Source organism: Lawsonibacter hominis (assembly GCF_014287895.1).
Lineage (GTDB): Bacteria > Bacillota > Clostridia > Oscillospirales > Oscillospiraceae > Lawsonibacter_A > Lawsonibacter_A hominis.
Map to the genome: position 1 here is coordinate 66028 of NZ_JACOPP010000012.1, position 24989 is coordinate 91016.

At 63.8% G+C, this 24989-nt stretch carries 23 protein-coding genes; 12 read left to right on the forward strand and 11 right to left on the reverse strand.

Going from position 1 to position 24989, the window contains the following annotated elements; translation table 11 throughout:
• The first annotated feature begins 7 nt into the window (after positions 1-7).
• The 5 genes from H8S57_RS10030 (at position 8) to H8S57_RS10050 (ending at position 5915) form a co-directional block, all read left to right on the forward strand.
• A complete protein-coding gene (locus tag H8S57_RS10030; RefSeq protein ID WP_186907948.1) occupies positions 8-643 on the forward strand; it encodes a V-type ATP synthase subunit E in 636 nt (211 codons plus the stop codon).
• Positions 640-2406 (forward strand): V-type ATP synthase subunit A, encoded by a 1767-nt coding sequence (locus H8S57_RS10035; protein WP_186907949.1) that lies wholly within the window; start codon positions 640-642, stop codon positions 2404-2406. Before H8S57_RS10030 ends, H8S57_RS10035 begins: the two co-directional genes overlap by 4 nt.
• 112 nt (positions 2407-2518) lie before the next feature.
• Positions 2519-3925, forward strand: a complete 1407-nt coding sequence (locus H8S57_RS10040; protein ID WP_186907950.1) for a V-type ATP synthase subunit B — start codon at positions 2519-2521, stop codon at positions 3923-3925.
• A gap of 30 nt (positions 3926-3955) precedes the next feature.
• Positions 3956-4567, forward strand: coding sequence for a V-type ATP synthase subunit D (locus tag H8S57_RS10045; protein ID WP_186907951.1), 612 nt, complete (start codon positions 3956-3958; stop codon positions 4565-4567).
• Between the two features lie 220 nt (positions 4568-4787).
• Positions 4788-5915 carry a GGDEF domain-containing protein gene (locus H8S57_RS10050; RefSeq protein WP_186907952.1) on the forward strand — a complete coding sequence of 376 codons (1128 nt, stop codon included), beginning with the start codon at positions 4788-4790 and terminating at the stop codon, positions 5913-5915.
• Positions 5916-5961: 46 nt separating this feature from the next.
• Here H8S57_RS10050 and H8S57_RS10055 read toward each other — a convergent pair whose 3' ends face one another.
• Entirely contained in the window at positions 5962-6534 is a 573-nt protein-coding gene (locus H8S57_RS10055; protein WP_186907953.1) for a uracil-DNA glycosylase, read from the reverse strand.
• Positions 6535-6972: 438 nt separating this feature from the next.
• On the opposite strand from H8S57_RS10055, the gene aspS reads away from it, so the two are divergent.
• Genes aspS through gatB form a run of 4 tightly spaced genes read left to right on the forward strand, consistent with a single transcriptional unit; the run spans position 6973 to position 11537 of the window.
• On the forward strand, positions 6973-8292 hold the full coding sequence (gene aspS, locus H8S57_RS10060) for an aspartate--tRNA(Asn) ligase (protein WP_186907954.1): 1320 nt from the start codon (positions 6973-6975) through the stop codon (positions 8290-8292).
• A gap of 15 nt (positions 8293-8307) precedes the next feature.
• Positions 8308-8595 (forward strand): Asp-tRNA(Asn)/Glu-tRNA(Gln) amidotransferase subunit GatC, encoded by a 288-nt coding sequence (gene gatC, locus H8S57_RS10065; protein ID WP_186907955.1) that lies wholly within the window; start codon positions 8308-8310, stop codon positions 8593-8595.
• A 15-nt stretch (positions 8596-8610) separates the two neighbouring features.
• Positions 8611-10107: an Asp-tRNA(Asn)/Glu-tRNA(Gln) amidotransferase subunit GatA gene (gene gatA, locus H8S57_RS10070; RefSeq protein ID WP_186907956.1), complete on the forward strand. Its 1497-nt coding sequence runs from the start codon at positions 8611-8613 to the stop codon at positions 10105-10107.
• Positions 10104-11537 (forward strand): Asp-tRNA(Asn)/Glu-tRNA(Gln) amidotransferase subunit GatB, encoded by a 1434-nt coding sequence (gene gatB, locus H8S57_RS10075; protein ID WP_186907957.1) that lies wholly within the window; start codon positions 10104-10106, stop codon positions 11535-11537. Before gatA ends, gatB begins: the two co-directional genes overlap by 4 nt.
• A 49-nt stretch (positions 11538-11586) precedes the next feature.
• On the opposite strand, the gene H8S57_RS10080 is transcribed toward gatB, so the two are convergent.
• The 7 genes from H8S57_RS10080 to H8S57_RS10110 all read right to left on the reverse strand — a co-directional run bounded on the left by H8S57_RS10080 (position 11587) and on the right by H8S57_RS10110 (position 19493).
• A complete protein-coding gene (locus H8S57_RS10080) occupies positions 11587-13818 on the reverse strand; it encodes a PstS family phosphate ABC transporter substrate-binding protein (protein WP_243204774.1) in 2232 nt (743 codons plus the stop codon).
• A 278-nt stretch (positions 13819-14096) separates the two neighbouring features.
• Positions 14097-14654: a prolyl-tRNA synthetase associated domain-containing protein gene (locus tag H8S57_RS10085; RefSeq protein ID WP_186907959.1), complete on the reverse strand. Its 558-nt coding sequence runs from the start codon at positions 14652-14654 to the stop codon at positions 14097-14099.
• A 13-nt stretch (positions 14655-14667) separates the two neighbouring features.
• Positions 14668-15951 carry an O-acetylhomoserine aminocarboxypropyltransferase/cysteine synthase family protein gene (locus H8S57_RS10090; RefSeq protein ID WP_186907960.1) on the reverse strand — a complete coding sequence of 428 codons (1284 nt, stop codon included), beginning with the start codon at positions 15949-15951 and terminating at the stop codon, positions 14668-14670.
• A gap of 57 nt (positions 15952-16008) precedes the next feature.
• A complete protein-coding gene (locus tag H8S57_RS17375; protein ID WP_186907961.1) occupies positions 16009-16929 on the reverse strand; it encodes a GerMN domain-containing protein in 921 nt (306 codons plus the stop codon).
• Entirely contained in the window at positions 16926-18377 is a 1452-nt protein-coding gene (locus H8S57_RS10100; RefSeq protein WP_186907962.1) for a sensor histidine kinase, read from the reverse strand. Before H8S57_RS10100 ends, H8S57_RS17375 begins: the two co-directional genes overlap by 4 nt.
• A gap of 37 nt (positions 18378-18414) precedes the next feature.
• Complete coding sequence (locus tag H8S57_RS10105) at positions 18415-19095, reverse strand: response regulator transcription factor (protein ID WP_186907963.1); 681 nt, start codon at positions 19093-19095, stop codon at positions 18415-18417.
• 11 nt (positions 19096-19106) lie between these two features.
• On the reverse strand, positions 19107-19493 hold the full coding sequence (locus H8S57_RS10110) for a ComEA family DNA-binding protein (RefSeq protein ID WP_186907964.1): 387 nt from the start codon (positions 19491-19493) through the stop codon (positions 19107-19109).
• Between the two features lie 196 nt (positions 19494-19689).
• Between H8S57_RS10110 and H8S57_RS10115 the strand changes: the two genes are divergently transcribed.
• Both H8S57_RS10115 and H8S57_RS10120 read left to right on the forward strand, forming a co-directional pair.
• A complete protein-coding gene (locus H8S57_RS10115) occupies positions 19690-21084 on the forward strand; it encodes a D-alanyl-D-alanine carboxypeptidase family protein (RefSeq protein WP_186907965.1) in 1395 nt (464 codons plus the stop codon).
• 473 nt (positions 21085-21557) lie between these two features.
• Entirely contained in the window at positions 21558-22328 is a 771-nt protein-coding gene (locus H8S57_RS10120) for a MerR family transcriptional regulator (RefSeq protein ID WP_186907966.1), read from the forward strand.
• 277 nt (positions 22329-22605) lie between these two features.
• On the opposite strand, the gene H8S57_RS10125 is transcribed toward H8S57_RS10120, so the two are convergent.
• Positions 22606-22854: a TIGR03905 family TSCPD domain-containing protein gene (locus H8S57_RS10125; RefSeq protein ID WP_186907967.1), complete on the reverse strand. Its 249-nt coding sequence runs from the start codon at positions 22852-22854 to the stop codon at positions 22606-22608.
• Between the two features lie 137 nt (positions 22855-22991).
• Here H8S57_RS10125 and H8S57_RS10130 point away from each other — a divergent pair, with 137 nt between their 5' ends.
• Positions 22992-23573, forward strand: coding sequence for a TetR-like C-terminal domain-containing protein (locus tag H8S57_RS10130; RefSeq protein ID WP_352408893.1), 582 nt, complete (start codon positions 22992-22994; stop codon positions 23571-23573).
• A gap of 113 nt (positions 23574-23686) precedes the next feature.
• Here H8S57_RS10130 and H8S57_RS10135 read toward each other — a convergent pair whose 3' ends face one another.
• Together H8S57_RS10135 and H8S57_RS10140 are read right to left on the reverse strand one after the other, a co-directional pair.
• Positions 23687-24367 (reverse strand): LrgB family protein, encoded by a 681-nt coding sequence (locus H8S57_RS10135; RefSeq protein WP_186907968.1) that lies wholly within the window; start codon positions 24365-24367, stop codon positions 23687-23689.
• Positions 24360-24725, reverse strand: a complete 366-nt coding sequence (locus tag H8S57_RS10140) for a CidA/LrgA family protein (protein ID WP_186907969.1) — start codon at positions 24723-24725, stop codon at positions 24360-24362. The genes H8S57_RS10135 and H8S57_RS10140 overlap by 8 nt, the downstream gene beginning before the upstream one ends.
• Positions 24726-24989 lie beyond the last annotated feature (264 nt).

Below are 24989 nucleotides of genomic sequence, written 5' to 3' on the forward strand. Positions count from 1 at the left end.
TTTCCATATGCCCGATATGAAAAAGAAGCTGGACCGCTTCACCGCCGCCATCCTGGCGCAGGCGACCCAGGAGACCGAGCGCACCCTGGACGACGTGCGCCGCCGCCGGGACGAGGCCTACTCCGCCGCGGAGGATCAGGTCCTCCGGGAGGCCTATCAGTACATCCACCGGGAGGTCGCCCGCATCAAATCCGAGTCCGGACGCGGCGTCTCCAAGCACATGTTGGACAACAAGCGCAAGCTCTATCTGCGCCGGGAACAGATGGCCCAGGAGACGTTCGCGCTGGTGCGGGAGAAGATCGGGGCCTTTACGAAAACGCCCGCCTATCTGTCCCGCCTGCGGGCCCTGCTGGACGAGGCCCTGGCCACCCTGTCCGGCAGCACGGAGGTACAGGTCTTTCTGCGCGCGGAGGACCTGCCCCTGGCGCAGGCGCTGCAGGCCTCCTGCGGGGGAGCGCGCCGCCTGACCTTCCGGGAGGGCGGCTTTCAGCTGGGCGGACTGGTGGCCGAGTCGGAGCAGCTGGGCCTGCGGGTGGATTCTTCCTTCGACAGCGCCGCCGGCGAGCTCTCCGGCCATTTTGCCGAGCTGTTCGGCATCTCCCTGTCCGACGACGATTCCCCGGAAGGAGGGAACGCGCAATGAATACCCCCTATGTGATCCACGGGATCAACGGCCCGGTCGTCACCGTCACCGGCGGCCGCGGCCTTGCCATGATGGATATGGTCAACGTGGGAGACGAAGCCCTCATCGGCGAGGTGGTGGGCGTGCACGGCGGCGCTGCCACCGTGCAGGTCTACGAGGACACCGGCGGGCTGTGCCCCGGCCAGCGCGTGACGGGCCAGGGCGCTCCCATGTCCATCCTGCTGGGTCCCGGCCTGCTGGGCCATATCTTCGACGGCATCGCCCGCCCCCTGAAGGTCATCGAGGAAAAGACCGGGCCTTTCCTGGGCCGGGGCGTGAACATTCCCGCGCTGGACCTGGAGCAGGAATGGGACGTGACGATGCACGTGAAGGCCGGGGATACGGTCCGCCCCGGCATGCTGTATGCCTCCTGTCCGGAAACGGGCGTGATCACCCACCGCTGCCTGATCCCCGACGGGCTCGCCGGCACGGTCACGCAGGCCGTCCCCGACGGGCGGTACCCGGTGGACGAGGCGCTGGTGCAGGTCACCGACGCCCATGGGCAGGTCCATGCGCTCAAGCTGGCCCAGCGCTGGGCCATCCGCACTCCCCGGCCCATGGCCGAGCGGCTGCCCATCGACCGCCCGCTCATCACCGGACAGCGCATCATCGACACGCTGTTCCCCATCGCCAAGGGGGGCGCTGCCGCCATTCCCGGCCCCTTCGGCGCAGGCAAAACGATGACGCAGCACCAGCTGGCCAAGTGGTCGGACGCGGACATCATCGTTTATCTCGGCTGCGGGGAGCGGGGCAACGAGATGACCCAGGCGCTGGAGGAGTTCTCCGAGCTGTTGGACCCCAAGACCCATCAGCCCCTGATGATGCGCACCATCCTCATCGCCAACACCTCCAACATGCCCGTGGCCGCCCGGGAGGCCTCAGTCTATACCGGCATGACCATTGCGGAGTATTACCGCGATATGGGCTACCATGTGGCGCTGATGGCCGACTCCACCTCCCGCTGGGCGGAGGCGCTGCGGGAAATCTCCGGCCGGCTGGAGGAAATGCCCGCCGAGGAGGGTTTCCCCGCCTATCTGGCCTCCCGTCTGGCGGAATTCTACGAGCGGGCCGGGTACGTCAAAACACTGGAGGGCAGGGAAGGCTCCGTCACCGTCATCGGCGCCGTCTCGCCCCAGGGCGGCGACTTTTCCGAGCCGGTCACCCAAAACACCAAGCGCTATGTGCGCACCTTCTGGGGCCTGGACCGTTCCCTGGCCTACGCCCGCCACTTCCCCTCCATCAACTGGCTGACCTCCTACTCGGAATACGCGGCCGAGCTCAAGCCCTGGTACGATCAGCACGTGGGCAAGCGCTTCGTCCCCTGCCGCCAGCGCATCGCCTCGCTCCTGCAGGAGGAGGCCAAGCTGATGGAGATCGTCAAGCTCATCGGCGCGGATATCCTGCCGGAGGACCAGAAGCTGGTCATTGAGACCGCCCGGCTCATCCGCGTGGGCTTTCTTCAGCAAAACGCCTACCATGAGATCGACACCTATGTGCCTCTGGAAAAGCAGCTGAAGATGATGGAGCTGATCCTGAAGCTCTACGACGGAGCGAAGGGACTCATCGCCCGCTCGATCCCGTTGTCCCAGCTCAAGGCTACCGGCATATTTGAGTCGCTGACCAAAATGAAGTATGAGGTGCCCAACGACGATCCGGGCAAATTTGCCCCCTACGAGCAGGCGGTCGACGCCGCGCTGGCCAAGGTGAACCAGGCAAACCAGTAAGGACCCGGGTCCGCCGGAACCTCTGCCGCCGCGGCCGGCGGCAGGACCGGCGTCCTCCCGCCCTTGCAGGAGGCGGCCGTCCGCCGCCCCGCATATCAGGAGTTGATTCATTATGAGATTGGAATACATCGGCCTTTCCGAGCTGTCCGGTTCCCTGATCGCTCTGGAGGGCGTAACGGGCGCGGCCTACGACGAAATGGCGGAGATCACCCTGGAAAACGGGGAGCGCCGCTACGGGCGGGTCATCCTCCTCGACGGGGACAAGGCCGTTCTGCAGGTCTTTGAAGGCACCCGGGGCATTTCCCTGGAAAACGCCCGCACCCACTTCACCGGCAGGGCCATGGACCTCGCCCTGTCGAAAGAGATGCTGGGACGCATTTTTGACGGGGCCGGCCGGCCCATCGACGGCCTGGGAGAGATCTACCCCGAGCAGCGGCGCAACATCAACGGCTCGGCCATCAACCCCGTCTCCCGTCAATACCCCCGCAGCTGTATCTACACCGGCATCTCCGCCATCGACGGCTGCTCCACCCTCATCCGGGGGCAAAAACTGCCGATCTTCAGCGGCTCCGGCATGAAGCACAACGAGCTGGCCGCTCAGATCGTCCGTCAGGCCAAGGTGGCCGGGGACGACGGGGAGTTCGCCATCGTCTTTGCGGCCATGGGGGTCAAAAACGATACGGCCGAGTTCTTCCGCCGCAGCTTCGAAGAGGCGGGCGCCCTTCAGCGGGTGGTCATGTTCCGCAACCTGGCCTGCGACCCCATCATCGAGCGCATCCTGACCCCCCGCTGCGCCCTGACGGCGGCGGAATATCTGGCCTTTGAGCACGGCTATCACGTGCTGGTCATCCTGACCGACATGACCTCCTACTGCGAGGCCGTGCGGGAATTCTCCTCCTCCAAGGGCGAGATCCCCTCCCGCAAGGGCTTCCCGGCCTACCTGTATTCCGACCTGGCCTCTTTGTATGAGCGGGCGGGCATGATCCGGGGAAGGGCGGGCTCGGTGACGCAGGTGCCGGTGCTCACGATGCCCAACGACGATATCACCCACCCCATTCCCGACCTGACCGGCTATATTACCGAAGGGCAGATCGTACTGGACCGGGATATGGATCAGAAGGGGATCTACCCCCCCATCGCCATTCTGCCCTCCCTGTCCCGCCTGATGAAGGACGGCATCGGCAAAGGCTTCACCCGGGACGACCATCCCGCCCTGTCCAACCAGCTCTTCGCCTCCTACTCCAAGGTGCAGGACGCCCGAAGCCTGGCCAGCGTCATCGGCGAGGACGAACTCTCCGACACCGACAAGCAGTACCTGGCCTTCGGCCGGGCGTTTGAGGAGCACTTTGTCCGTCAGGACGAGAACGAGAACCGGACGATGGACGAGACGCTGGACCTGGGCTGGAAGCTTTTGACCCTGCTGCCCCGGACCGAACTGGACCGGATCGACGATGAGACCATCCGCGCCCACTATGTGGAGGGCGCCTGCCAGTCCCTGCTGCCCCGGGAGCAGGGCTGAACCGATCCCCGCGAAAGGAGCTGATGCCGTATGGCCGCCGTACTGCCCACCAAGGGCAACCTGATGGCCGCCAAGCGTTCCCGCGCTCTGGCCGCCACCGGCTACGAGCTGATGGACCGCAAGCGCAATATCCTCATACGGGAGCTGATGGGGCTGATGGACACCGCCAAGCAGCTCCAGGGCCAGATCGACACGGTCTTTACCCAGGCCTATGAATCGCTCCAGACCGCCAATATCCATCTGGGCATCTGCGACCGCATCGCGGAGGCGGTGGAGGTGGACGACAGTCTGGACATCCGCTACCGCTCGGTGATGGGGGTGGAGCTGCCCCGCATCCCCGGCCAGTCCCCGCCGCCCCGGCCGGAATACGGCTTTGTGCGCACTTCCTCCGCCCTGGACGACTGCTATCTGAAGTTCTACCGGGTCAAGGAGCTTACCCGCCGTCTGGCGGAGGTGGAGACCTCCATCTACCGCCTGGCCCAGGCCATCAAAAAGACTCAGAAGCGGGCCAACGCCTTGCAGAACATCGTCATCCCAGGCTTTGACGAGACCATCCGCTTCATCACCGACGCACTGGAGGAAAAAGAGCGGGAGGAGTTCGTCCGCCTGAAGGTCATCAAGCGCGCCAGTACAAAACGGTAGCGCGGTACCGGTACGGCGGCGGGAGCGCGTACCGGGCGCCGTCCTTCCAACGGGCGGATCACCGCCTGTCTCGGCCCCCCGGGGGACGTACCGCCGATGTGTGCCGGCGGCACGTCCCCCCGGCTTCGCCTTTGGGATTCTGTTTTCCGTTCGATTCTGCGTGACATCCAACCGGCGCAATGGTATAATCACTCCATCAAGCCCTCGATTGGAGGACGCTATGCTCACACGAAACGAACCTTCCGAGATCAATCTGATCCACCGCGAGTATCAGCGGATCAACGAAAAATGGCTCCGCCTGCATGTGCACCTCACGCTTTCGATCGCGCTCTTTGTGGGCGCGCTGGAGATCGCGCTCTATTTTGCCCTGCGGTATATGGACATCGTTTCCTCCTCGCGGAACATCTATTTTATAAAATATTTTCTGATCCCTACCAGCTTGAATCTGGGCTTATCCCTGTTCTGCCACCTGGTCCAGCGCAGCCGGCGCATCCCGCTCCGGGGGAAGGCCTACGCCGTTTCCCTGTCGCTTGCAGGCATCGGCCTGATCCTATATTCGGTACACAGCGTCTTTTCCTCTCTGGTGCTTGCCGTCGCAATGCCCATCGTACTGACCACGGTGTACAGCGACCGGCTCCTCACCACGGTGACCGCCCTGTCCAGTATCGCGGGCAAGGTGCTCTCCGATCTGCTGCTCCAGTGGGACCTGGATGTGGTCAAGGACTTTTCCGACCGGGAACAGCTGGCCGATCTGGTCCTGTCGGTGGTCGTGCTGTTTGCCATCTATACCCTGTGCGACGTTCTGATCCGCGTGGAACAGGAGAAAAACAACGTCAGTATCCGCCGGGAGCTGGAACGGCAGCATCTGCGGGAACAGGCCATCACCGATCCCCTCTCCGGGACCTGGAACCGCCAGGGACTGGAACAGGCGATCGCCGAGCTGGACGCCAATCCCACTGGGTCATACGCTCTGGCCATTCTGGACCTGGACGAATTCAAGTCCATCAACGACACCTACGGCCACCTGCGGGGAGACAAATACATCCAGGAGCTGGGCAAGGTGCTGAACGACTGCGGGGAGGGGATCCCCTTCCGGTTCGGCGGAGACGAATTCTGCATCCTTTTCTGCAACCATTCGCAGGAGGACGTGCTCGCCGCCTGCCGCAGCATTCAGCGCGCCTTTGTCCGTTCTCCCTCCAACCGCACCTATCACCGCGTCACGCTGAGCATCGGGGTCGCGTTCCGCACCCCGGGGATCAACGGGGATCAGCTGCTCCAGCAGGCCGATTCGGCCCTCTATCGCGCCAAAGCGGACAAGGGCAGCATCTTCTTTTACCACCCGTCATAAGCCTCAGTGGCGCGCCGCAAAAGCGGCGCGCCACCTCCATCTACATCTACACCGGATAGGTATGGGTACAGATCTCCCGGATCTTGGCCTGGAGGGCCTTCAAGTCCTCAAAGCTTTCCGGGCGCTTGCGGGGGTCCCGCAGCAGGGCGGAGGGGTGGTAGAGCGCGGTCATCTGCACCCCCGCCTTTTCAAACCACTGCCCATGCTCCCGCGTGATCTTGAAATCCTCCCGGATCAGTTTGATGGCCGCGATACGCCCCAGGCAGACAATGATCTTGGGCTTGATCAGGGCCACCTGGTTGCGCAGGTAGCCGATGCAGGCCTCCTGCTCCAGATTCAAAGGATCCCGGTTCTCCGGCGGCCGGCACTTGACCATATTGCCGATGAAGACCCGCTCCCGGTTCAGATCGATCATGGCCAGCATGTCGTCCAGCAGCTTGCCCGCCCGGCCCACGAAGGGCCGGCCTGTCCGGTCCTCCTGCTCGCCGGGTCCTTCCCCGATGAGCATAACTTCCGCGTCCCGGGCCCCTTCGCCAAACACCACATGATGCCGCGTTTCCGCCAGCGGACATTTGCGGCAGCTCATACACGCCTCATACAGCGCGTCCCAATCCATCATATCCTTCGCCTCCGTGCTGATTCCCGCGGCCGGTTGCGCCGCTTTTTGACATTGTACCATAAGCTCCCGCGGGATGCAAAGTTTTGATTCTGTCAATATTCACAATTGATTTTTTTGCAGCGGGCGCATATACTACTTTCATCAAAGGCAATGACGAAGACCGTCCCCCGTGAGCGCCGCCAGAGAATCCGGGTCACCGACTGAGAGCCCGGTCCGGCAGGATGGGGAGGCGCAACGCTTCCAAGCCGGCACAGCGAGTCCTGTTGCAAGGAGGTAGCTGCGCACGTGGCCCGCGTTAAGGGAGTCTGAGTGGCCGTGTCAAGGGCGATGCGGCAAACCTACGGGTGGTACCGCGGAGTTTTTCCGTCCCGAAGCTGCAATGCAGCTTCGGGACGTTTTATTTTCATTTTTGATTCAAACAGGAAAGGTGTGAACAGCATGGAATTCATGGCAGGAACCAGACGCAGTGAAACCACGATCGCAGAACGGATAGGGGTCGGCCGGAATAACCAGGCCGTCACCCTCAACGGTATGGTCCACTCCCTGCGGAGCATGGGCGCGCTGACCTTCCTCACCCTGCGCACCCGCCAGGGCGTGGTGCAGTGCGTCTGTCCCCGGGAGGCGGGCCTGGACGGCGTCACCGACGAGTGCGCCGTACGGGTCTCCGGCACCGTCCGGGAAGAGCCCCGGGCGCCTGGCGGGTTCGAGCTGTCCGGCGCGCAGGTGGAAGTGCTCTCCCGCCCGGCGGCCCCCCTGCCGGTGCCCATCTCCAAGCGCAGGCTGGCGCTGAACCTGGACACCGAGCTGGGCCTGCGCCCGGTGGTGCTGCGCTCTTTGCGGGCGCGCTCCGTCTTCCGGATCCAGGACGCCGTCGGCCGCGCCTTCCGGGAATACATGCACCGGGAGGGCTTTACCGAGATCCACACCCCAAAGATCGTCCACGCCGGGGCGGAGGGCGGTTCCAACATCTTCCGGCTGGACTATTTCGGCAAAAAGGCCTTCCTGGCCCAGTCCCCCCAGTTCTACAAGCAGACCATGGTGGGCGCGTTCGAGCGGGTGTTCGAGGTGGCCCCCGTCTTCCGGGCGGAGAAGCACGCCACCCCCCGGCACCTGAACGAGTACACCTCCCTGGACTTCGAAATGGGCTTTATCGACGGCTTTACCGACGTAATGGAGATGGAGACCGGGTTTTTGCAGCATATGGTCCGCCTGCTCGCGGCGGAGTACGCCGAGGATCTGGCCCGGCTGGGGGCGGAGCTGCCCCTGGTGGAGCGCATTCCCGCCGTCCGCTTCGACGAGGCTAAGCGTCTGGCCGCCGAGGCCTACGGCTACCGGATCCGCGACCCCTACGATCTGGAGCCGGAGGAGGAGCTCCACATCAGCCAATACGCCAAGGAGCAGTGGGGCTCCGACTTCGTGTTCGTCACGCACTATCCCAGCAAAAAGCGTCCCTTCTACGCCATGGACGACCCCGCCGACCCCCGGTACACCCTCTCCTTCGACCTTCTGTTCCGTGGGATGGAGGTCACCACCGGCGGCCAGCGCATCCACGACTACGACCAGCAGGTCCGAAAAATGCTGGACCGGGGCATGCATCCCGAGGAGTTTGCCAGCTACCTGATGATCCACAGGCACGGCATGCCCCCCCACGGCGGACTGGGCATCGGCCTGGAGCGGCTGACCATGAAGCTGTGCGGCCTGGACAACGTGAGAAGGGCCTGTCTGTTCCCCCGGGATCTGAACCGGCTGGAACCGTAAAGGAGGAGGTACGATATGAAAATTACCGAGGAAATGGTGGATTATGTCTCCGTCCTCTCCCGGCTCAAGCTTCCGGCGGAGGAAAAGGCCCGGATGACCGGAGAGCTGGAGCGCATCCTGGACTACATGGACGTGCTGAACGCCCTGGATACCGCGGAGGTGGAGCCCATGAGCCATGTGTTCCCGCTGAAAAACGTCCTGCGGCCGGACACCGTGGAGCCGTCCTTTGCCCGACCCACTCTGCTCCAGAACGCCCCTGTCCCCGATGAAGAGGCGTTTCTGGTGCCCAAGACCGTGGAATAAGGGGGGGCAGGCAATATGGATTACCGTACGCTGACCGCCCTGGAGCTGGGCGCACTGCTGCGGGAGGGGAGCCTCTCCGCCGCCGGGGCGGCAAAGGCCGGTCTGGACCGTCTGGCGCAGGCGCAAGGCCGCTCCAACGCCTTTATCACCGTCACCAAGGAGGACGCCATGCTCCGCGCCGACCAGGTGCAGCGCCTGCTGGACGCCCGCCGCGCCCCATCGCCGCTGGCGGGGGTGCCCATGGCCTTTAAGGACAACATCTGCACCCGCGGGGTGAAGACCTCCTGCGCCTCCAAGATTCTGGGCGGCTTTACGCCCCCCTACGACGCCACTGTGGCAGAGCGTCTGGACGCGGCGGGCTGCATTTCCCTGGGCAAGCTGAACATGGACGAGTTCGCCATGGGTTCCACCACCGAGACCTCCTTCTACGGTCCGGTCCAAAACCCCTGGGACCCCTCCCGGGTACCCGGCGGTTCTTCCGGCGGGGCGGCCGCCGCCGTGGCCGAGGGCAGCGTGTGGTACGCCATCGGCTCGGATACCGGCGGAAGCATCCGCCAGCCCGCCGCCTACTGCGGCGTCACCGGCATGAAGCCCACCTACGGCACCGTCTCCCGCTACGGCCTGATCGCCTATGCCTCCTCTCTGGACCAGATGGGTCCCATCGCCCGCTCCGCCGCCGACTGCGCGGCGGTACTGGACGTCATCCAGGGCCGCGACCCGCGGGACGGTACCAGTCTGGACGCCCCGGCGGGCGGCCTGCTCTCCGGTCTCACCGGAGACGTGCGGGACAAGAGGATCGGCCTGCCCGCCGACTGCTTCGGGGACGGCCTGGACGGGGAGGTCCGCGCCGCCGTGCTCGCCGCGGCCGACGTTCTGAAACAGCGCGGCGCCGTCGTGGAGGAGTTCTCCCTTCCCGTCATGCAGTACGTGGTGCCCACCTACTATATCATTGCCGCCGCCGAGGCCAGCTCCAACCTGTCCCGGTTCGACGGGGTGAAATACGGCTGGCGCGCCCAGGGCTACGAGGACCTGACCGGTCTGTACAACAAGACCCGCACCGAGGGCTTCGGCGCGGAGGTCAAGCGGCGGATCCTGCTGGGCACCTTCGTGCTCTCCACCGGCTACTACGACGCCTACTACAAAAAGGCCCTTCAGGTCAAAGCGCTGATCAAGCGCGCCTTCGACGAGGCCTTCCGGCGCTACGACCTGCTGCTCACCCCGGTCGCCCCCACGACCGCGCCCAAGCTGGGCGAGAGCCTGAACGACCCGCTGCAGATGTACCTGAGCGACATCTATACCGTCTCGGTGAACCTGGCGGGCCTGCCGGGTATTTCGGTACCCTGCGGCTTCGCATCCGACGGCATGCCCATCGGCGCTCAGCTCATCGGTCCCGCCCTGGGGGACGCCGCGGTGCTGGACGCCGCCCATGCCTTCCAGCTGGAGACCGATCACCACAAGCGCACGCCGCCCCTGCCCGGCCAGGCGGCGCAGAAGGGAGGCGATGCGCAGTGACCTGGGAAACCGTGATCGGCCTGGAGACCCATGTGGAACTGGCCACCGCCACGAAGATCTTCTGCGGCTGCACCACTGAATTCGGCGGCGATCCCAACACCCACTGCTGCCCGGTGTGCACCGGCATGCCCGGCACGCTGCCCGTGCTGAACGAGGCGGTGCTGGAATTCGCCGTCAAGGCCGGACTGGCCCTGAACTGCGCCGTCACCCGCTGCTGCAGGTTCGACCGGAAAAACTACTTCTACCCCGACCTGCCAAAGGCCTATCAAATCTCCCAGCTCTACCTGCCCATCTGCCATGACGGCGCTGTCGACATCCGCACCGCCGCCGGCGCCAAGACCATCCGCATCCACGAGCTGCATATGGAGGAGGATGCGGGCAAGCTGGTCCACGATCCCTGGATCGACCAGACCCGCGCCGACTACAACCGCTGCGGGGTCCCTTTGATCGAGATCGTCACCGAACCGGACTTCCGCAGCGCCGACGAAGTCGTGGCCTATCTGGAAAAGCTGCGCTCCACGCTCCAGTATCTGGGCGTATCCGACTGCAAAATGCAGGAGGGCTCCCTGCGCTGCGACGTGAACCTGTCGGTGCGGCCCGCAGGCGCGCCCGCGCTCGGCACCCGCACCGAGATGAAAAACCTCAACTCCTTCAAGGCCATCGCCCGCTCCATCCAGTACGAGGCCCGGCGGCAGATCGAGCGTTTGGAGGACGGCAAGCGCGTGGTCCAGGAGACCCGCCGCTGGGATGAGAACAAGGACGCCACCTTTGCCATGCGTTCGAAGGAGAACGCCCAGGATTACCGCTACTTCCCCGAGCCGGACATCCCCCCTCTGGAGCTCAGCGAGGCCTACCTTGACCGCCTGAAGGCCCAGCAGCCCGAGATGGCGGAAGCCAGGATGGCCCGTTATCAGGCCGACTACGGTCTGCCTGCCTACGATACCCAGATGATCACCGCCCAGAAGGCCCTGGCCGACTTCTTTGAGCGCGCCGTGGCTCTGGGCGCCCCCGCCAAGCAGGTCTCCAACTGGATCATGGGCGAGGTCATGGGACAGCTCTCCGCCCGGGGGCTGGAGGCCCGGGACATGGTCTTCTCCCCCGCCGCTCTGGCCCGGCTCATCGCCCTGGTGCAGGAGGGCAAGCTCAACCGCAACACGGCCGTGAAGGTCTTCGAGGCGGTGTTTGAGCACGACGAAGACGTGGACGCATACGTGCAGAAACACGGCCTGGAGCAGGTATCCGACGCGGGTCTGGTGGGATGCGTGGCGGAGGAAGTCTTTGCCGCCAACCCAAAGAGCATCGAGGACTACAAGGCCGGCAAGGAAAAGGCCTTCGGCTTCCTGGTGGGACAGGTCATGCGGCAGTTAAAGGGGCAGGCTGATCCGGCGGTAGTCCGCCGTGTGCTTCGGATGAAGCTGGAACAGAACTAGAGACGAAGCGAGGCGCAGGCATTTTGCCTGCGCCTCGCTTTTGTTGCGTTTACGGTTTCCAGGAGCCTAAACTCTGGCCATCGCGGGCCAGCAGCTCCAGTCCCTCCAGCTCGACTTGCCCCTCCAGCAGGAAGTGAAAGGTCCGGCCGGGATAGACTGTCTGGGTCAGGACCTGCCCGCCGTCATAGCTCAGGCGGACCGTGAGGTCGCCCCGGAGCTCCCGCCCCACGGACCCAAAGACCACCGTGCAGCCGGGAGGGCCCAACACGGCGGCGGCGACTCCCTCTCCCGCCGGAGCAGGGCACTGGTTGGCGACCAGCTCGTGCCAGCGGCCGTCCGCCACGCTGCGAACCAGGCCGCTGGCGCGGAGGACGGCGCTCCCCCTGTCCCAAGCGAGGACCACATAGCTGGAACCGGCGGGGAATATTTCATCCGGGCTCCAATCAGGGAAGTCCCGCTCGAAGTCCGCCTTGGGGCCGCCGGAGAGGGGGCCGAATCCCGCGTTAGCTACGCGGCTCTGGCCCGCCTCGCCGAGCATAAAGGCCGCCAGCCGCCGGGCGGGGGAGTCCTCCGGCTCGTCGGAGCGGAGCACCACATAGTTGTAGCCCGCCAGGGGGTAGCTGCCGTCGGCGATCGTGGAGTCGCTGGGCATCACCCCGTCCACAGACAGCAGCTTGAGCTCCCCTCCTCCCGCATCGTCCAGAAGCCAGGAGCTGTTCACGTAATAATAAAAGACGCTGTAGCCGATGGCGTAGGCGGCAGGATCGGTACGCAGGGCCTGGGCCACGTCTGTGAGGGCGGAGGACATGGCGTAAGAGGTGAGGACGTTATGCACGTTCGGGCTGAGGGAGAGCTTGCCTCCCTCCAGGAAGTACTGTTCCATCAGGGCGTGGGAGCCGCTGTCCGCGTTGCGGCGGTAGGGCAGCAGCTGGGCGTTCGGCCCGCCTACCTGATTCCAGTTCGTATATTTCCCATAGACATATAAATCCTGTATTTGCCGCTGGGTCAGCCCAAGGACAGGGTTCTCCGCATTGGTAAAGAACACCATGGCATCGTAAGCAATGGGAATGCACTCCAACTGTACCCCTGCCTCCGCCGCTTGGGCCTTGAGCGCTTCCGAGGGGAGGGTGGCCGCGAAGAGAACGTCCGCCGCGCCGTCAATCAACCGTTGGTAAGACTCATGGCTTTTGGAATGGCTCTCCGGGTACTGTGGGTGGTTTTCGAAGTTGGAGAAAAAAGCTCCATACACCGCCTTGGTGTATGGGTAGGTGGAGGTGGAGCCGTCGATGACGGGCATGGCCCGGTCAAATCCCCATTCGATGGCCTCCGGAAGCGGATACCAGGGCAGACGCCGCAGGGCGCTGTAGAGGAATTCGATGATCTCACCCCGGGTAGCGCCCCTGCCCGGCTCGGCCAGGCGCTCCTGGAGCGGGAACCCCTCGCTGTCCCGCCCGCCGGTGTCCCGGAAGGTAACGATGCCCAGATCCCCCCTGTCAAATGCCAGGTAGGCCTCCCGTGCCCAGTCCGGAAGGTCCTCCCCATCGGCCAGCACCAGCTTCTCGTCTCCCTGCGGCGCCTCCAGCCAGCCAACGGCACGCATGGCCCGGTAAAGCATGACGGTAAATTCCCCGCGGGTCACCGGGCGCTCCGGGTGGAACAACGCGTCCGGCGCAGCCAGCCCGCAGGCCCGGGCGGCGGCAGCCACCGGAACGTACCACGCGCCGGGCGCTACGTCATCGTAGCCGGTGCTTTTCCCGTTGGCGTCGTACCACTCCGCCCAGATTTCCCCCTCCTCCGGGATCCCCAGCAGGCGGACGATCAGCGCAAACGCTTCCGCCCGGGTAATCACCGCGCCGGCGTTCAGGTTCCCCGAACCGTCGCCCCGGAGGACGCCGCGGAGATTCAGCTCATCGGTGCCAATCGGAGCGTCGTAGTATTCCACACCTTCCCATACCGTGATATGGTCGGCAAACCGCACAGGCTCGCCCAGACCGGCTTCCAGCGTCCGGCCCGCCTGGGCGGCCGGGACGGTGGCAAAGAGATATCCCCGGTAATAATTGCTGCACAGGGCTACCGGCTCCCCGGTGTCGGCATAGCGCACACACAGCTTCCGGGTCTGCGCCCAGGGCAGCTGTTCCCCCTCCGGGCAGGGCACGCGGATGGTCACATAATCCCCATCCCCCTCGCTCCGCGTCCAAAGGGCTTGCTCCGGCTCTGCCGCCCGGGCCGCCGCTGCGCATACCAGGACCAGGCACAATACCGCCGCCAACAGCCGTTTCATTCCGCATCGCTCCTTTCCGTCTTGTCCTGCTCTCAGCATAGCCGTCCCGCTCTTCCGGTGCAAGTTACAATGCGGTAACAAGAACCGAGCGCGATCTGCTCCCGCCGGCCGCGTCACGCTTCCTTACAACCTTTTTACAGGATCGGTGCGATTTGCAGAGTGACAGCAGGCTGTCACTCTCAGGCTGTCGAGAAACCCGGTTTATGCGTCAAGTATAAGCCGGGTTCCTCGACAGTCTGACGGCCCCGGAAGCATTGCTTCCGGGGCCGTTTTCTTGTTCAGCACTCCTCCGGCCAGGGCAGGTCCACAAAGGTGGGCGCATGTCCCACGGCGGGGAGGAAACGCTCCAGCAGGTCCTGCCGCTGCACCTTCAGGGTAGAAGTGGAGAAACAGGGGTGGCCGCTGATGTATGCGTCGTGCAGCAGCTCCCGGTCGATCAGCAAACGGACTCTCTGCTCCGGGTCATAGATCAGCCCGAACACGCTGGCAGAGCCGGGGACGGCCCCTAAAAGGGCCTGCATCTGCTCCCCGGTGGCGAAAGAGAGGCGGGAACAGCCCAGCTGCTTGGTCAAATCGCGGGTCTTAAACGGCTTGCGCCCCGGCATCATCAGCAGATAGAAATCGGTCTGCTGGCGGTTGGTAAGCAGCAGGTTCTTGCAGATCGACACGTCCAGCACCGCTTCCACCGCCTCGCAGGCTTCCATGGTATCGGCATGGTCGTGGTCACAGCGCAGATAGGAGATGCCCAGGGCATCCAATTTGGCGTATACCGCCATCTCCCGGCTGTCCCGTGCCTCGGCAGGCGCGCCGGAATAGACCGTAGGGTCCACGTACATCCCTTCCGCCTCCCTATACCCCCGCCAGGGCCTGTTCCACGTCATCCAAAATATCCCGTACATCTTCGATGCCGACGCTCAGGCGCACCAGGTCGGGGGATACCCCGGCCGCCGCCAGCTCCGCGTCGGTCATCTGCCGGTGGGTAGTGGACGCCGGATGGAGCACGCAGGTCTTCGCATCGGCCACATGGGTGGCGATGGAGGCCAGCTTCAGAGCGGCCATGAAACGCGAGGCCGCGGAACGTCCGCCCTCCACCCCGAAGGAAACCACGCCGCAGGTCCCGTGGGGCATATATTTCTGGGCCAGCGCATAATAGCGGTCCCCCGGCAGGCCGGGATAGCTGACCCAGGCCACCTTGGGATGGTGCTTCAAACACTCGGCCACAGCCAGAGCGTTTTCACAGTGCTTTGCCATGCGCAGGGGCAGCGTCTCCAGCCCGATGTTCAGGTAGTAGCAGTTCTGGGGCGACGGGATCGCGCCCAGATCCCGCATGAGCTGGACGGTGGCCTTTGTGATGTAAGCCCCGGCTAGGCCGAAGCGCTGGGTATACGTGATCCCGTGGTAGCTTTCGTCCGGGGTGCACAGGCCGGGGAACCGGTCGGGGTATTTCGTCCAGTCGAAGGCCCCGCTGTCCACGATGGCGCCGCCCACGGCATTGGCGTGTCCGTCCATGTACTTGGTGGTAGAGTGGGTGACGATGTCCGCGCCCCATGCAAAGGGACGGCAGTTCACTGGTGTGGCAAAGGTGTTGTCCACAATGAGGGGCACCCCGTGGGCGTGGGCGGCTTTGGCAAACTTTTCGATGTCCAGCACCGTCAGGGCAGGATTGGCGATAGTCTCCCCGAAGACGGCGCGGGTCTCCGGCCGGAAGGCGGCGTTCAGCTCCTCCTCGGTGCAGTCCGGGTCCACAAAGGTGAAATCGATCCCCATGCGCTTCATGGTGACGGCGAACAGATTATAGGTCCCGCCGTAAATCGAAGCGGAACAGACCACGTGCTCTCCACAGGAGACGATGTTGAATACGGCGTAAAAGGAGGCCGCCTGACCGGACGCGGTGAGCATGGCCGCCGTGCCGCCCTCCAGCGCGCAGATCTTGGCGGCCACATGGTCGTTGGTCGGGTTCTGAAGGCGGGTGTAGAAATACCCGTTCGCCTCCAGGTCGAACAGGGCGCCCATCTGCTCTCCGGTGGCGTACCGGAAGGTGGTGGACTGGATGATGGGGATATTGCGGGGTTCCCCATTGCCGGGGGTATATCCGGCGTGGATGCAGGCTGTGCGGATGCGCGGATCGCTCATGGTCAGGTCTTCCTTTCGTGTTTGCTTTCCCTATCCTACACGTCCGGCCCGGGCTTGTCAATCCCGTTCCAGACTGGTATCCGGTACGATGGGCTGCTCCAGCGGCACGCCGCCCAGCGCGTCCAGCGCTTCCCCCTCCGCCAGCAGGCGCACCGCGTCGATCTGCTCCAGTCCTCCCAGCGTGTTGACCAGCGCGTAGACCATCCGGCGGACCGCCTCCGGGTCGGCGGGCGCGTTCGCTGCAAAACCTGCGGACAGGTTCACGGTGCATACTCCGTCGGTCACCGTCAGCTCATGCACCTGCGCCCCTTCGGGCAGGCAGGCCTCCAGCGCCTCCGACGACGGCCCCTCCAGCCACGCGGAAAGCACCGCCTGGGGCAGGGTGGCATCCTCCGTCTTGCGCACCTGACGGGACTCCGTCCCCAGTCCGCTCCCGTCCGCCTTGGGGTACCAAAGCTCCGCCTGGATATAGACCGGCTCCTCCTCCGCCCCGGACAGGAGCACGTCCTCCCCGCGGAGCAGCTGGCTCTGGCGGTAGGGGATCTCATGGCCTTCCACGGTTACATATACCGCCTCCACCCCCTCCAGCTGGCAGAACGTCAGGGCGATGCAGCAGTCGGCCAGGGTCAGGTTCACGCCCGACAGGCCGTTATACTGCTCCGACAGATCCAGATGCAGGCGTCCCTCTTCCAGCGTCCAGTCCAGCAGGCGCACCCCCGCCGGAAACGGCGAGGACAAGCCGGCCTGCTCCGGCTGGGACAGCAGGGCCTGCAGCAGCGCGGGCACCGGCGGCGCATCCTCCGGCAGCGTATAGGCGGCGCTGTCCACTGCTGCCGGTGCGTCCTCATCCCCCATGGCGGAGTAATACACCTGGTACGTCCCTTCGGGTGCGGGGGATTCGCCGGAAGAAGCCGGAGCGCACCCCGGCAGCGCCAGCAGCAGCGCGCCTGCCAGCGCCAAAAGCCTTCTTTGGTTCACGGCTGCTCCCCTCCCTTCTCCCGGCAGCGGGGAAAGGTCACCGCAAAGCAGGTGCCTGCCGGCTCCCTCCGGCGCACGGTAACCGTCCCCCGGTGCTGGCGGGCGGTATCCCGAACGATGGACAGGCCCAGCCCGGTCCCGCCCGCGGCCCGGGAGCGGGCCTTGTCCACCCGGTAAAAGCGATCGAAGATCTTGGGCAGGTCCTCCTCCGGGATGCCCACGCCGGTATCCTCCACGCACAGGACGACGGCGTCCCCCTGCCCCTGCAGGGTCACGCGGACCATTCCGCCCGGCAGGTTATACTTGACGGCGTTCTCCATCAGGTTGAAGGCGATCTGGTACAGATCGTCCTGCGTCGCCCACACCCATGCCCCCTCCTCCAGGTCGCAGACCAGGGAGACCTCCACCGCCCGGGCCAGGGGAGCGAGCATGTGCTCCACCTTTTCCACCACCCGTTTTACGTCCACCGCCGTCCGCTCCACCGGCGGCGCGGTATCCAGACGGGTGAGGGTAAGCAGCTTTTCCGTGATGCGGGTGAGGCGCTCGGCCTCCTCCCCGATGTCCCCCAAAAACTCCCGTGCGGTCGCGTCATCCATGTGCTCGGCCTGAAGGATGGAGTCGGTGAGCAGGCGGATGGAGGCCAGGGGCGTCTTCAGCTCGTGGGAGGCGTCGGAGACGAAGCGGCGGCGGACCTCCTCGGTGGTCTGGAGACGGCCGGTGAGCTCGTTGAACTCCTCGGCCAGCTGGGTCATCTCATCCCCGCCCTTCAAGTCTACCCGATGGCTGTACTCGCCCTGGCGCACGATGCGGATGGCCCGCAGCAGAGCGGCGATCCGCCGGGTGAGGGCCTTGGAGAAAAACACGCTCATGATCAGGGTCACCACGCAGATGACCGCCGACATGGAGCGCAGATTGCTCTGGATCCCCAGCAGCAGCGCCCCCTGCTCGGTATCGTATTCGTAGAAATAGACCGCCCCCAGCGTCATGGAGCGGTAAGTGACGGGGACCGCCGCCCGGCTGCGGAAGGCGCCCTCCCGGTACTCCGAGCGGAACACGTCGTTGCCCTGCAGCGCCGCGGCCACCTCCCAGAACAGGGCATACCGGCCCAGGGTGTCCTCCTGATAGGCCCCCTCATACCAGTCGCAGAGCACCTCGCCCGCCGGGTCGGTAACCACGACCCGGGTCGTGCCCGGTACCCCAAGGCGGTCGATGGTACCTTTGACGGTCTCCCGGGTCAGCTCCTCCGGTCCCATCGACAGCGCCGAGGCCAGCACCGCGGCCTGGTTCTGCAGGGAAGCCTGCTTGGACTGGTACACCAGGTCCTGCGAGACCAGGACCGGATAGGTGTTGAGCAGGATGAGCACCGCCGCGATGATCACCACATAGGTCAGGGCGAACTTGGTCTGCAGCGAGCGCCAGAAGGGCACCCTTTTCGATTGTTCGGCCATGGACGCTCACCTCCCGCCGGGCTGCAGCCCGGCGTGTTCATCCGTTTTTCAGGTAATACCCCACGCCCCACTTGGTGAGGATATACCGGGGATTGGCCGGGTCCAGCTCCAGCTTCTCCCGCAGGCGGCGCACATGTACGTCCACCGTGCGGTAATCCCCAGCATACTCATACCCCCAGACCACATTGAGCAGATTTTCCCGGGAGTACACCCGCCCCGGATTGCGCATGAGCAACTCCATCAGGTCGAACTCCTTGGCGGTCAGATCCACGCTCTGCCCTTCTTTCCAGGCCGCCCGGGCATCGGCGTCCAGCGTGATGTGGCCGATGGTCAGCCGCCCCGCCTCCTTCTGGTGGGACATGCCCGCCCGGCGCAGCAGGGCCCGCACCCGGGCCTTCAGCTCCAGGATGTTGAAGGGCTTGGTGATATAATCGTCCGCCCCGCACTCGAAGCCGATGATCTTGTCCGCATCCTCGCTGCGGGCCGTCAACATGATCACCGGCACGTTGGAGAACTCCCGAATGCGCATACAGGCCTGCAGCCCGTCGATCTTGGGCATCATCAGGTCCAGGATGATCAGGTCGAACGCCCCGCTGCGGGCCAGCTCCACCGCCTGTTCCCCGTCGTAGCCCACCTCCACCTGATAGCCCTCGCTCTCCAGGTTGAACTTGATCCCCTTGACCAGCACCCGCTCGTCATCCACAACCAATATCTTCATGCCGTCCTCCTCTATGAAACGGTGATGTAGTCGATCAGTCCTTCCAGGATCCCTTCCCCGATGCCGCTGACCCTGGTCAGGTCCTCCGGGATCCGGAAGGGTCCATTTTGGGTGCGGTACGCGATAATATCCCGGGCCCGTTTCTCCCCGATCCCAGGCAGGGCGGTCAGCTCCTCCAGCTGTGCCGTGTTGATATTGATCTTCTCCCCCGCCTCCGGCGCCTCCGGGCTGGACGCCGGCAAGGCCGGGACCAGGGGCGTTTCCTGCGCCAAAACACGCTGGGTCTCCACCCGCACCGGCTGCGCCGCGCTGCGTCCCCGCAAAAACCACCCCGCCGCAAAGGCCAGAAAGACCGCGCACAGGAGAATGGTAATCCATTCCAGACGGGAAATCTTCATAAATTGTAAAGCCTCCCCCGTTGCGTCCACCGCTGCCGTTTGCTATAATATTGCCGGTGAACGAAATCGCGCGCTACAGGTTTCGAGGTGATTCGCTCCGGTCCTTCGCCGCGGATCGAGGCGGGGCTTGGACCGCCGGCATGCGCGGATCGTCGCCGCTTTGCGGCTATTATATCATACATAACGGGAGTTTCCTATGAAAAAATTACGTGTGTTTTCCATCCTGCTTACCCTGACCCTCCTGACCGGCCTGCTCTCCCCCTATGCCGCCGCCTCCGGCAGCGGCAGCGCCATTCTGGACGGGATGCAGGTGCAGGCCAAGGCCGCGATTCTGGTGGACGCCGACTACGACGAGGTGCTCTACGAGCAGAACGCCCATGAAAAGATGTATCCCGCCAGCATCACCAAGGTCATGACCTGTCTGCTCACCCTGGAGGCGGTGGACCGGGGCGAGCTGACCCTGGAGCAGGTGGTCACCGCCAGTTCCGCCCTTCACACCGGCATCGGAGAGGGGGCCTCCACCGCCGATATTAAAGAGGGCGAACAGCTGCGGATCATTGATCTGCTCTACGCCGCCCTGATCCCCTCGGGCAATGAGGCCTGCAATGTTCTGGCGGAGGCTGTTTCCGGCAGCGTGACGGAGTTCGTGGCCCGGATGAACGCCCGCGCGGCGGAGCTGGGTATGACGGGCACCCACTTTTCCAACACCCACGGCTATCATGACGACGACCACTACACCACCGCCTACGACATCTACCGGATGTGCCGCCAGGCAATGGAATTCGAAACTTTCCGCACCATCGTATCTGCCAAAAACTATACCATGCCCGCCACCAACTTCCACCCGGAGGAGCGTATCGTCCGTTCCACCAACGCCCTGATCTCCAACTTCCGGGTCGCGGGTTACATCTACGAATACGCCACCGGCATCAAGACCGGCCATACGCCGGAAGCCGGCTACTGCCTGGCCGCCTCCGCCACCAAGGATGGGCACACCCTCCTCTCCGTCGTGATGGGCTGCGAGCGGGAGCCAGGCACCACCGGCAGCGAAGGCTTTCTCTACTTTGACGAGACAACCCGCCTATTGGAGTGGGGCTTTCGCAACTTCTCCCGCCGCACCATTCTGGACGATACCGCCCTGGATATCGCAGAGGTGGAGGTAACGCTTTCCGAGCAGGCCAACTATGTGGCCGTGCGCCCCGAAGGCTCCATTGTCGCCTGTCTGCCCAACGACCTGGATGCGGAGGATTTCACCCGCTCCTGGACGCTGGACGCGGAAAGCGTCGAGGCTCCCGTGGAGGAGGGCCAGGTGCTGGGCTCCATCACCGTGTCCCTGAACGGGAAGGAATACGGCTCTCTCCCGCTGGTGGCCCTGAACAGCGTGTCCCGTTCCGAGCTTTTGTACCGTCTGGACCGTATTCAGAAGTTTTTTGACCAGCTTTGGGTCAAGCTGGTCCTCCTGGCCGTCCTCGTTCTGATCGTGGTGCTGGTGCTGCGGCGCCTGTTTACCCGGGGCGGCCGGGGCGGCGGCAGGCGGGGCGGGTACGCTTACAGCGGCGCCTCCCGTTACAGCGGACGCCGCCGCCGGTAGCGCCGCATATTCCGCGGACATGCCATCGCAGCCGCCTGCGCGCGGGACGGAATGCGCCGTCCCGCGCGCTTTTTTCTCGACACGCGGGATTTGTCGGGATAAACCTCCTGCATGAGGTCTTTACAGCAAACCGTTCAACGCGGCAGCGGAGCTGGCCGTGCGCCCCTGCGTGGGCGCCGGCGCAGGAGGCCGCCCCGGAAAGCAGATCAGGCGTACAGCCAGCGGAATATTTAAGGCATCGCCGCACAATTCCCCACGCACGTCTTGGCGGCCAATCTGCCCCACAAATGCGTTGCAAAACCTTGCAATACACAAAGTATTCCTGCGGTTTTGCGCCTTTTTGCGGCACAAATTTTCGCGCCGATCCGCACGCGTTGAAGCATGCGGTAATGCCTTAACATAATTTTTGAATTTTATTCTTGACCTTTCCGCTGCGTCATACCGTATACTCCACTTTGTCAGGAGGGAGCCTTATGGAATACACCATCCAACAACTGGCACAGCTGGCCGGGGTCACCCGAAGGGCCCTGCGGCACTACGACCAGATCGGCCTGCTCAAACCAGCCCATACCACCCAGGCGGGCTGGCGCCTCTACGGTCCGGCACAGGTGGACCGTTTGCAGCAGATCCTGTTCTATCGGGCGCTGGGACTGGAGCTGGAGCATATCCGCCGCCTGCTGGATGATCCCGCCTTCGACCGCCGGACGGCGCTGCAGAGCCACCTGACGGAGCTGAAGGACCGCCGGGGCCGGTTGGACGCCCTGATCCTGACCGTACAAAAAACGCTTGACGCAGAACAGGGAGGAAACAGAATGCCGGATACGGATAAATTTGAGTGTTTCAAACAGGATATGATCCAAAAAAACGAGGCGCAGTACGGGCCGGAACTGCGGGCCCGATATGGCGACGCGCTGGTGGACCGCGCCAACGCCCGGCTCGCCGGTCTTACCCGTGAGCAGTATGATGCGATGACCACGCTGGAGGACGAGATCCGCCGGGACCTGACCGCCGCCGTTTTGGCCGGGGACACGCCGGACGGTCCGGCGGGCCGGATGCTGGCGGAAAAGCACCGCCGCTGGCTCTCCGCCTCCTGGGAGCAGCCCTATACCCCTCAGGCCCATGCGGCGCTGGCAGCGCTGTACACGCAGGACAAACGCTTCACCGATTACTATGATCAAGCGGTACCGGGCTGCGCCGCATTCCTGCGCCGCGCTGTAGAAGCGTATACCGCCCCCTTGGTGTAAAATGAAACCGGGGGACGATGAAAGCGTCCCCCGGTGAGACGGCCGAAACAGTGGTTGCGCCGCTGTTTCGAAACGGCCATACGAAATTTTGCCTCGATTGCTTGCGAAATAATCGGCAAGGATTTCGTGAGAAGAGTTCTTTCCGAGGCACATGTCCCCGGAAAGAACGGATTCTGATTTTATTCCACCGCCTGCGGGCGACGGAACTCTGCGGGGCACTCCTGCGGGAGGGGCTTTCGACAAGCGGACCCGCGGGACGCTGAAAGCGTCCCGCGGGTCAGGCCTCTCTGGCCTTTTTCAGCGCCTGGGCCAGCTGATCCGGACAGGAGGTAGACTTGAAGCCGCACTTGATACCCTCCAAGCGCCGTATGGCCTCTTCCGCTTCCATCCCCTCCACCAGGCGGGCAAGCCCCTGCAGGTTCCCGTTGCAGCCGCCCTCCACCTGTAAGGATCGGATCACTCCGCGCTCCACCTCCAGAGTCATCTTTTGTGAGCATACGCCCCGTGGGCGGTATTCGATGGTCATGCCCCGATTCTCCTTCCGTCTGCACATTTAAACGGTATTATACCGCATTTCGACCGGGATTGCAATCTGTCCCGTCCTTGTGCTATAATGATTGGCGTTGAAATAAAACCGGCCCGATATGAGATCCGGACGGGGAGGTGAGGTCCTTGGCTCCAAGCACCAAACTGGCGCTGGCGATGTCGCTGAAAAACCTGCTGACAAAAAAGTTTTTGGACGACATTACCGTCAAGGAGATCGTAGAAGACTGCCAGGTCAACCGTCAGACCTTCTACTATCACTTTCAGGACATCTATGACCTGCTCCGGTTCTTCCTGGACCATGAGACCCAAGTCACCGTAGCGGGCAGCGCCAACTGGCAGGAAGCGCTGCTGCGCTGCTTCCAATACGCCCGGGAGCATCACCTCATCATCTTCCACGTGTTCCGCTCCAACGGACGGGATTATCTGGACAACCACTTCTTCCGCCTGGCGCGGGCCGTCAGTCAGGGCGCGCTGCGCGCCTGCAGTCCCGACCTGACCCTGGAGGAGCCGGATCTGGCGTTTCTGTCCGACTTTTATATGTACGCGCTGGGCGGCCTCATCATGGGCTGGCTGTCCGACGATATGAAGGAGGAGCCGGAGGCGCTGGTAGAACGCATCAGCCGCCTGCTGGACGGCGAATTCCGCCGCGCCGCCGAGACCTTTGCCCGCCGGGGTCCCCCGGCCGGCACGACATTTTAATTGCAGAAAACAGGGGCTCCATCCAATCCGATGGAGCCCCTGTTTTCTGGCAGTGCATACACCCTCTGCGGGCATCATGCCAAAAGGCTGGTTTGACCTCTGTGCCGATTCCGTTACAATAAGAAAAGGGACAGGACCACGGTGACCACTCCGCAGATCCCAATGGCCAGACCGCTCATAGCGCCCTCCGTCTCCCCCAGTTCCAACGCCTTGGAGGTCCCCACCGCGTGGGAGCAGGCCCCGATGGCCAGGCCGGCCGTCATGGGATCCTTCACCCGAAACAGCTTGATGAGGAGGGGGGCCAGCACGCTTCCCATGACACCGGTGACCAGTACCGCCACTACAGTGATGGGGACCATACCCCCATGGGGGCCGGAGATGCTGATGGCGATCGGAGTGGTGACCGACTTGGGCAGCAGCGACACCGTCATGGCCTCGTCCAGTCCGAACAAGCGGCACAGGAGCCATACGCTGAGAATAGAGGTAAACGAGCCCACCGTGCACCCTACTAAAATCGGCAGCCAGTTTTTTTTCAGGATCTGGATCTTTCCGTAGATCGCCACAGCCAGGCAGGCAGTGGCCGGGGAGAGGAACATGCTGATGATGCTGCCCCCCTCGTTATAGGACTCGTAAGGGATGCGGAAGAGCAGCAGAACGGCGATGGTCAGCACAATTCCGATGAGCAGCGGATTACAGGCCACCAGCCCGGTCCTTTTCTGGATACGCACCCCGGCCCAGAAACACAGCACGCTCAGGGCGATCCCGAAAAAAGGAGAGGCAAACAGCTCACTCATGGCGTTTTCTCCTTTCCAGCAGATACAGCGTGAAGCGGACGCTCAGCGCGGTGGCCGCGAAGACCAGCACCATCGTCACCAGGCAGATGACCAGCAGCTGTACCCAGGTGCTCTTCAGCACGTCGAAATAGTTGAGCATGCTCACGCCCGCAGGCAGAAAGAAAAAGGACATATTGGCCAGGAGAAAGTCCGACTTCTCCCGAATATGATCCAGCTTCAAACCTCCGGTGGCCAGCAGCACGAACAACAGCACCATACTGATGACGCTGGCGGGAAACGAAAAGGGGAGCAGCGCTTCTATGATCTGCCCGGCCCAGCATACGGCAAAAATAACACCGATCTGGCAGATGATTTTCAAAGGGATTCGCCTCCTGTTTCAAAACACAGAGACGATTTTACCGCAATCCCCTGCTAAAGTCAAACACTACCCGGCCAAAGCAAACGTTCCGTCCGTTTTTCCGGGCATTTCAAATGCCCAAGTGTGCGGTATCCGGTGAAAATGGGGCCTCCAAAAGGCGATTCGGTCATCCGCCCACACCCGCCCGCAAATCGAAGCCCAGCGCAAGCAGGCGGCGCGTCTGCGCCGTACGGGCGTTTAACCTTGATGCCGCCGGGAGCCACG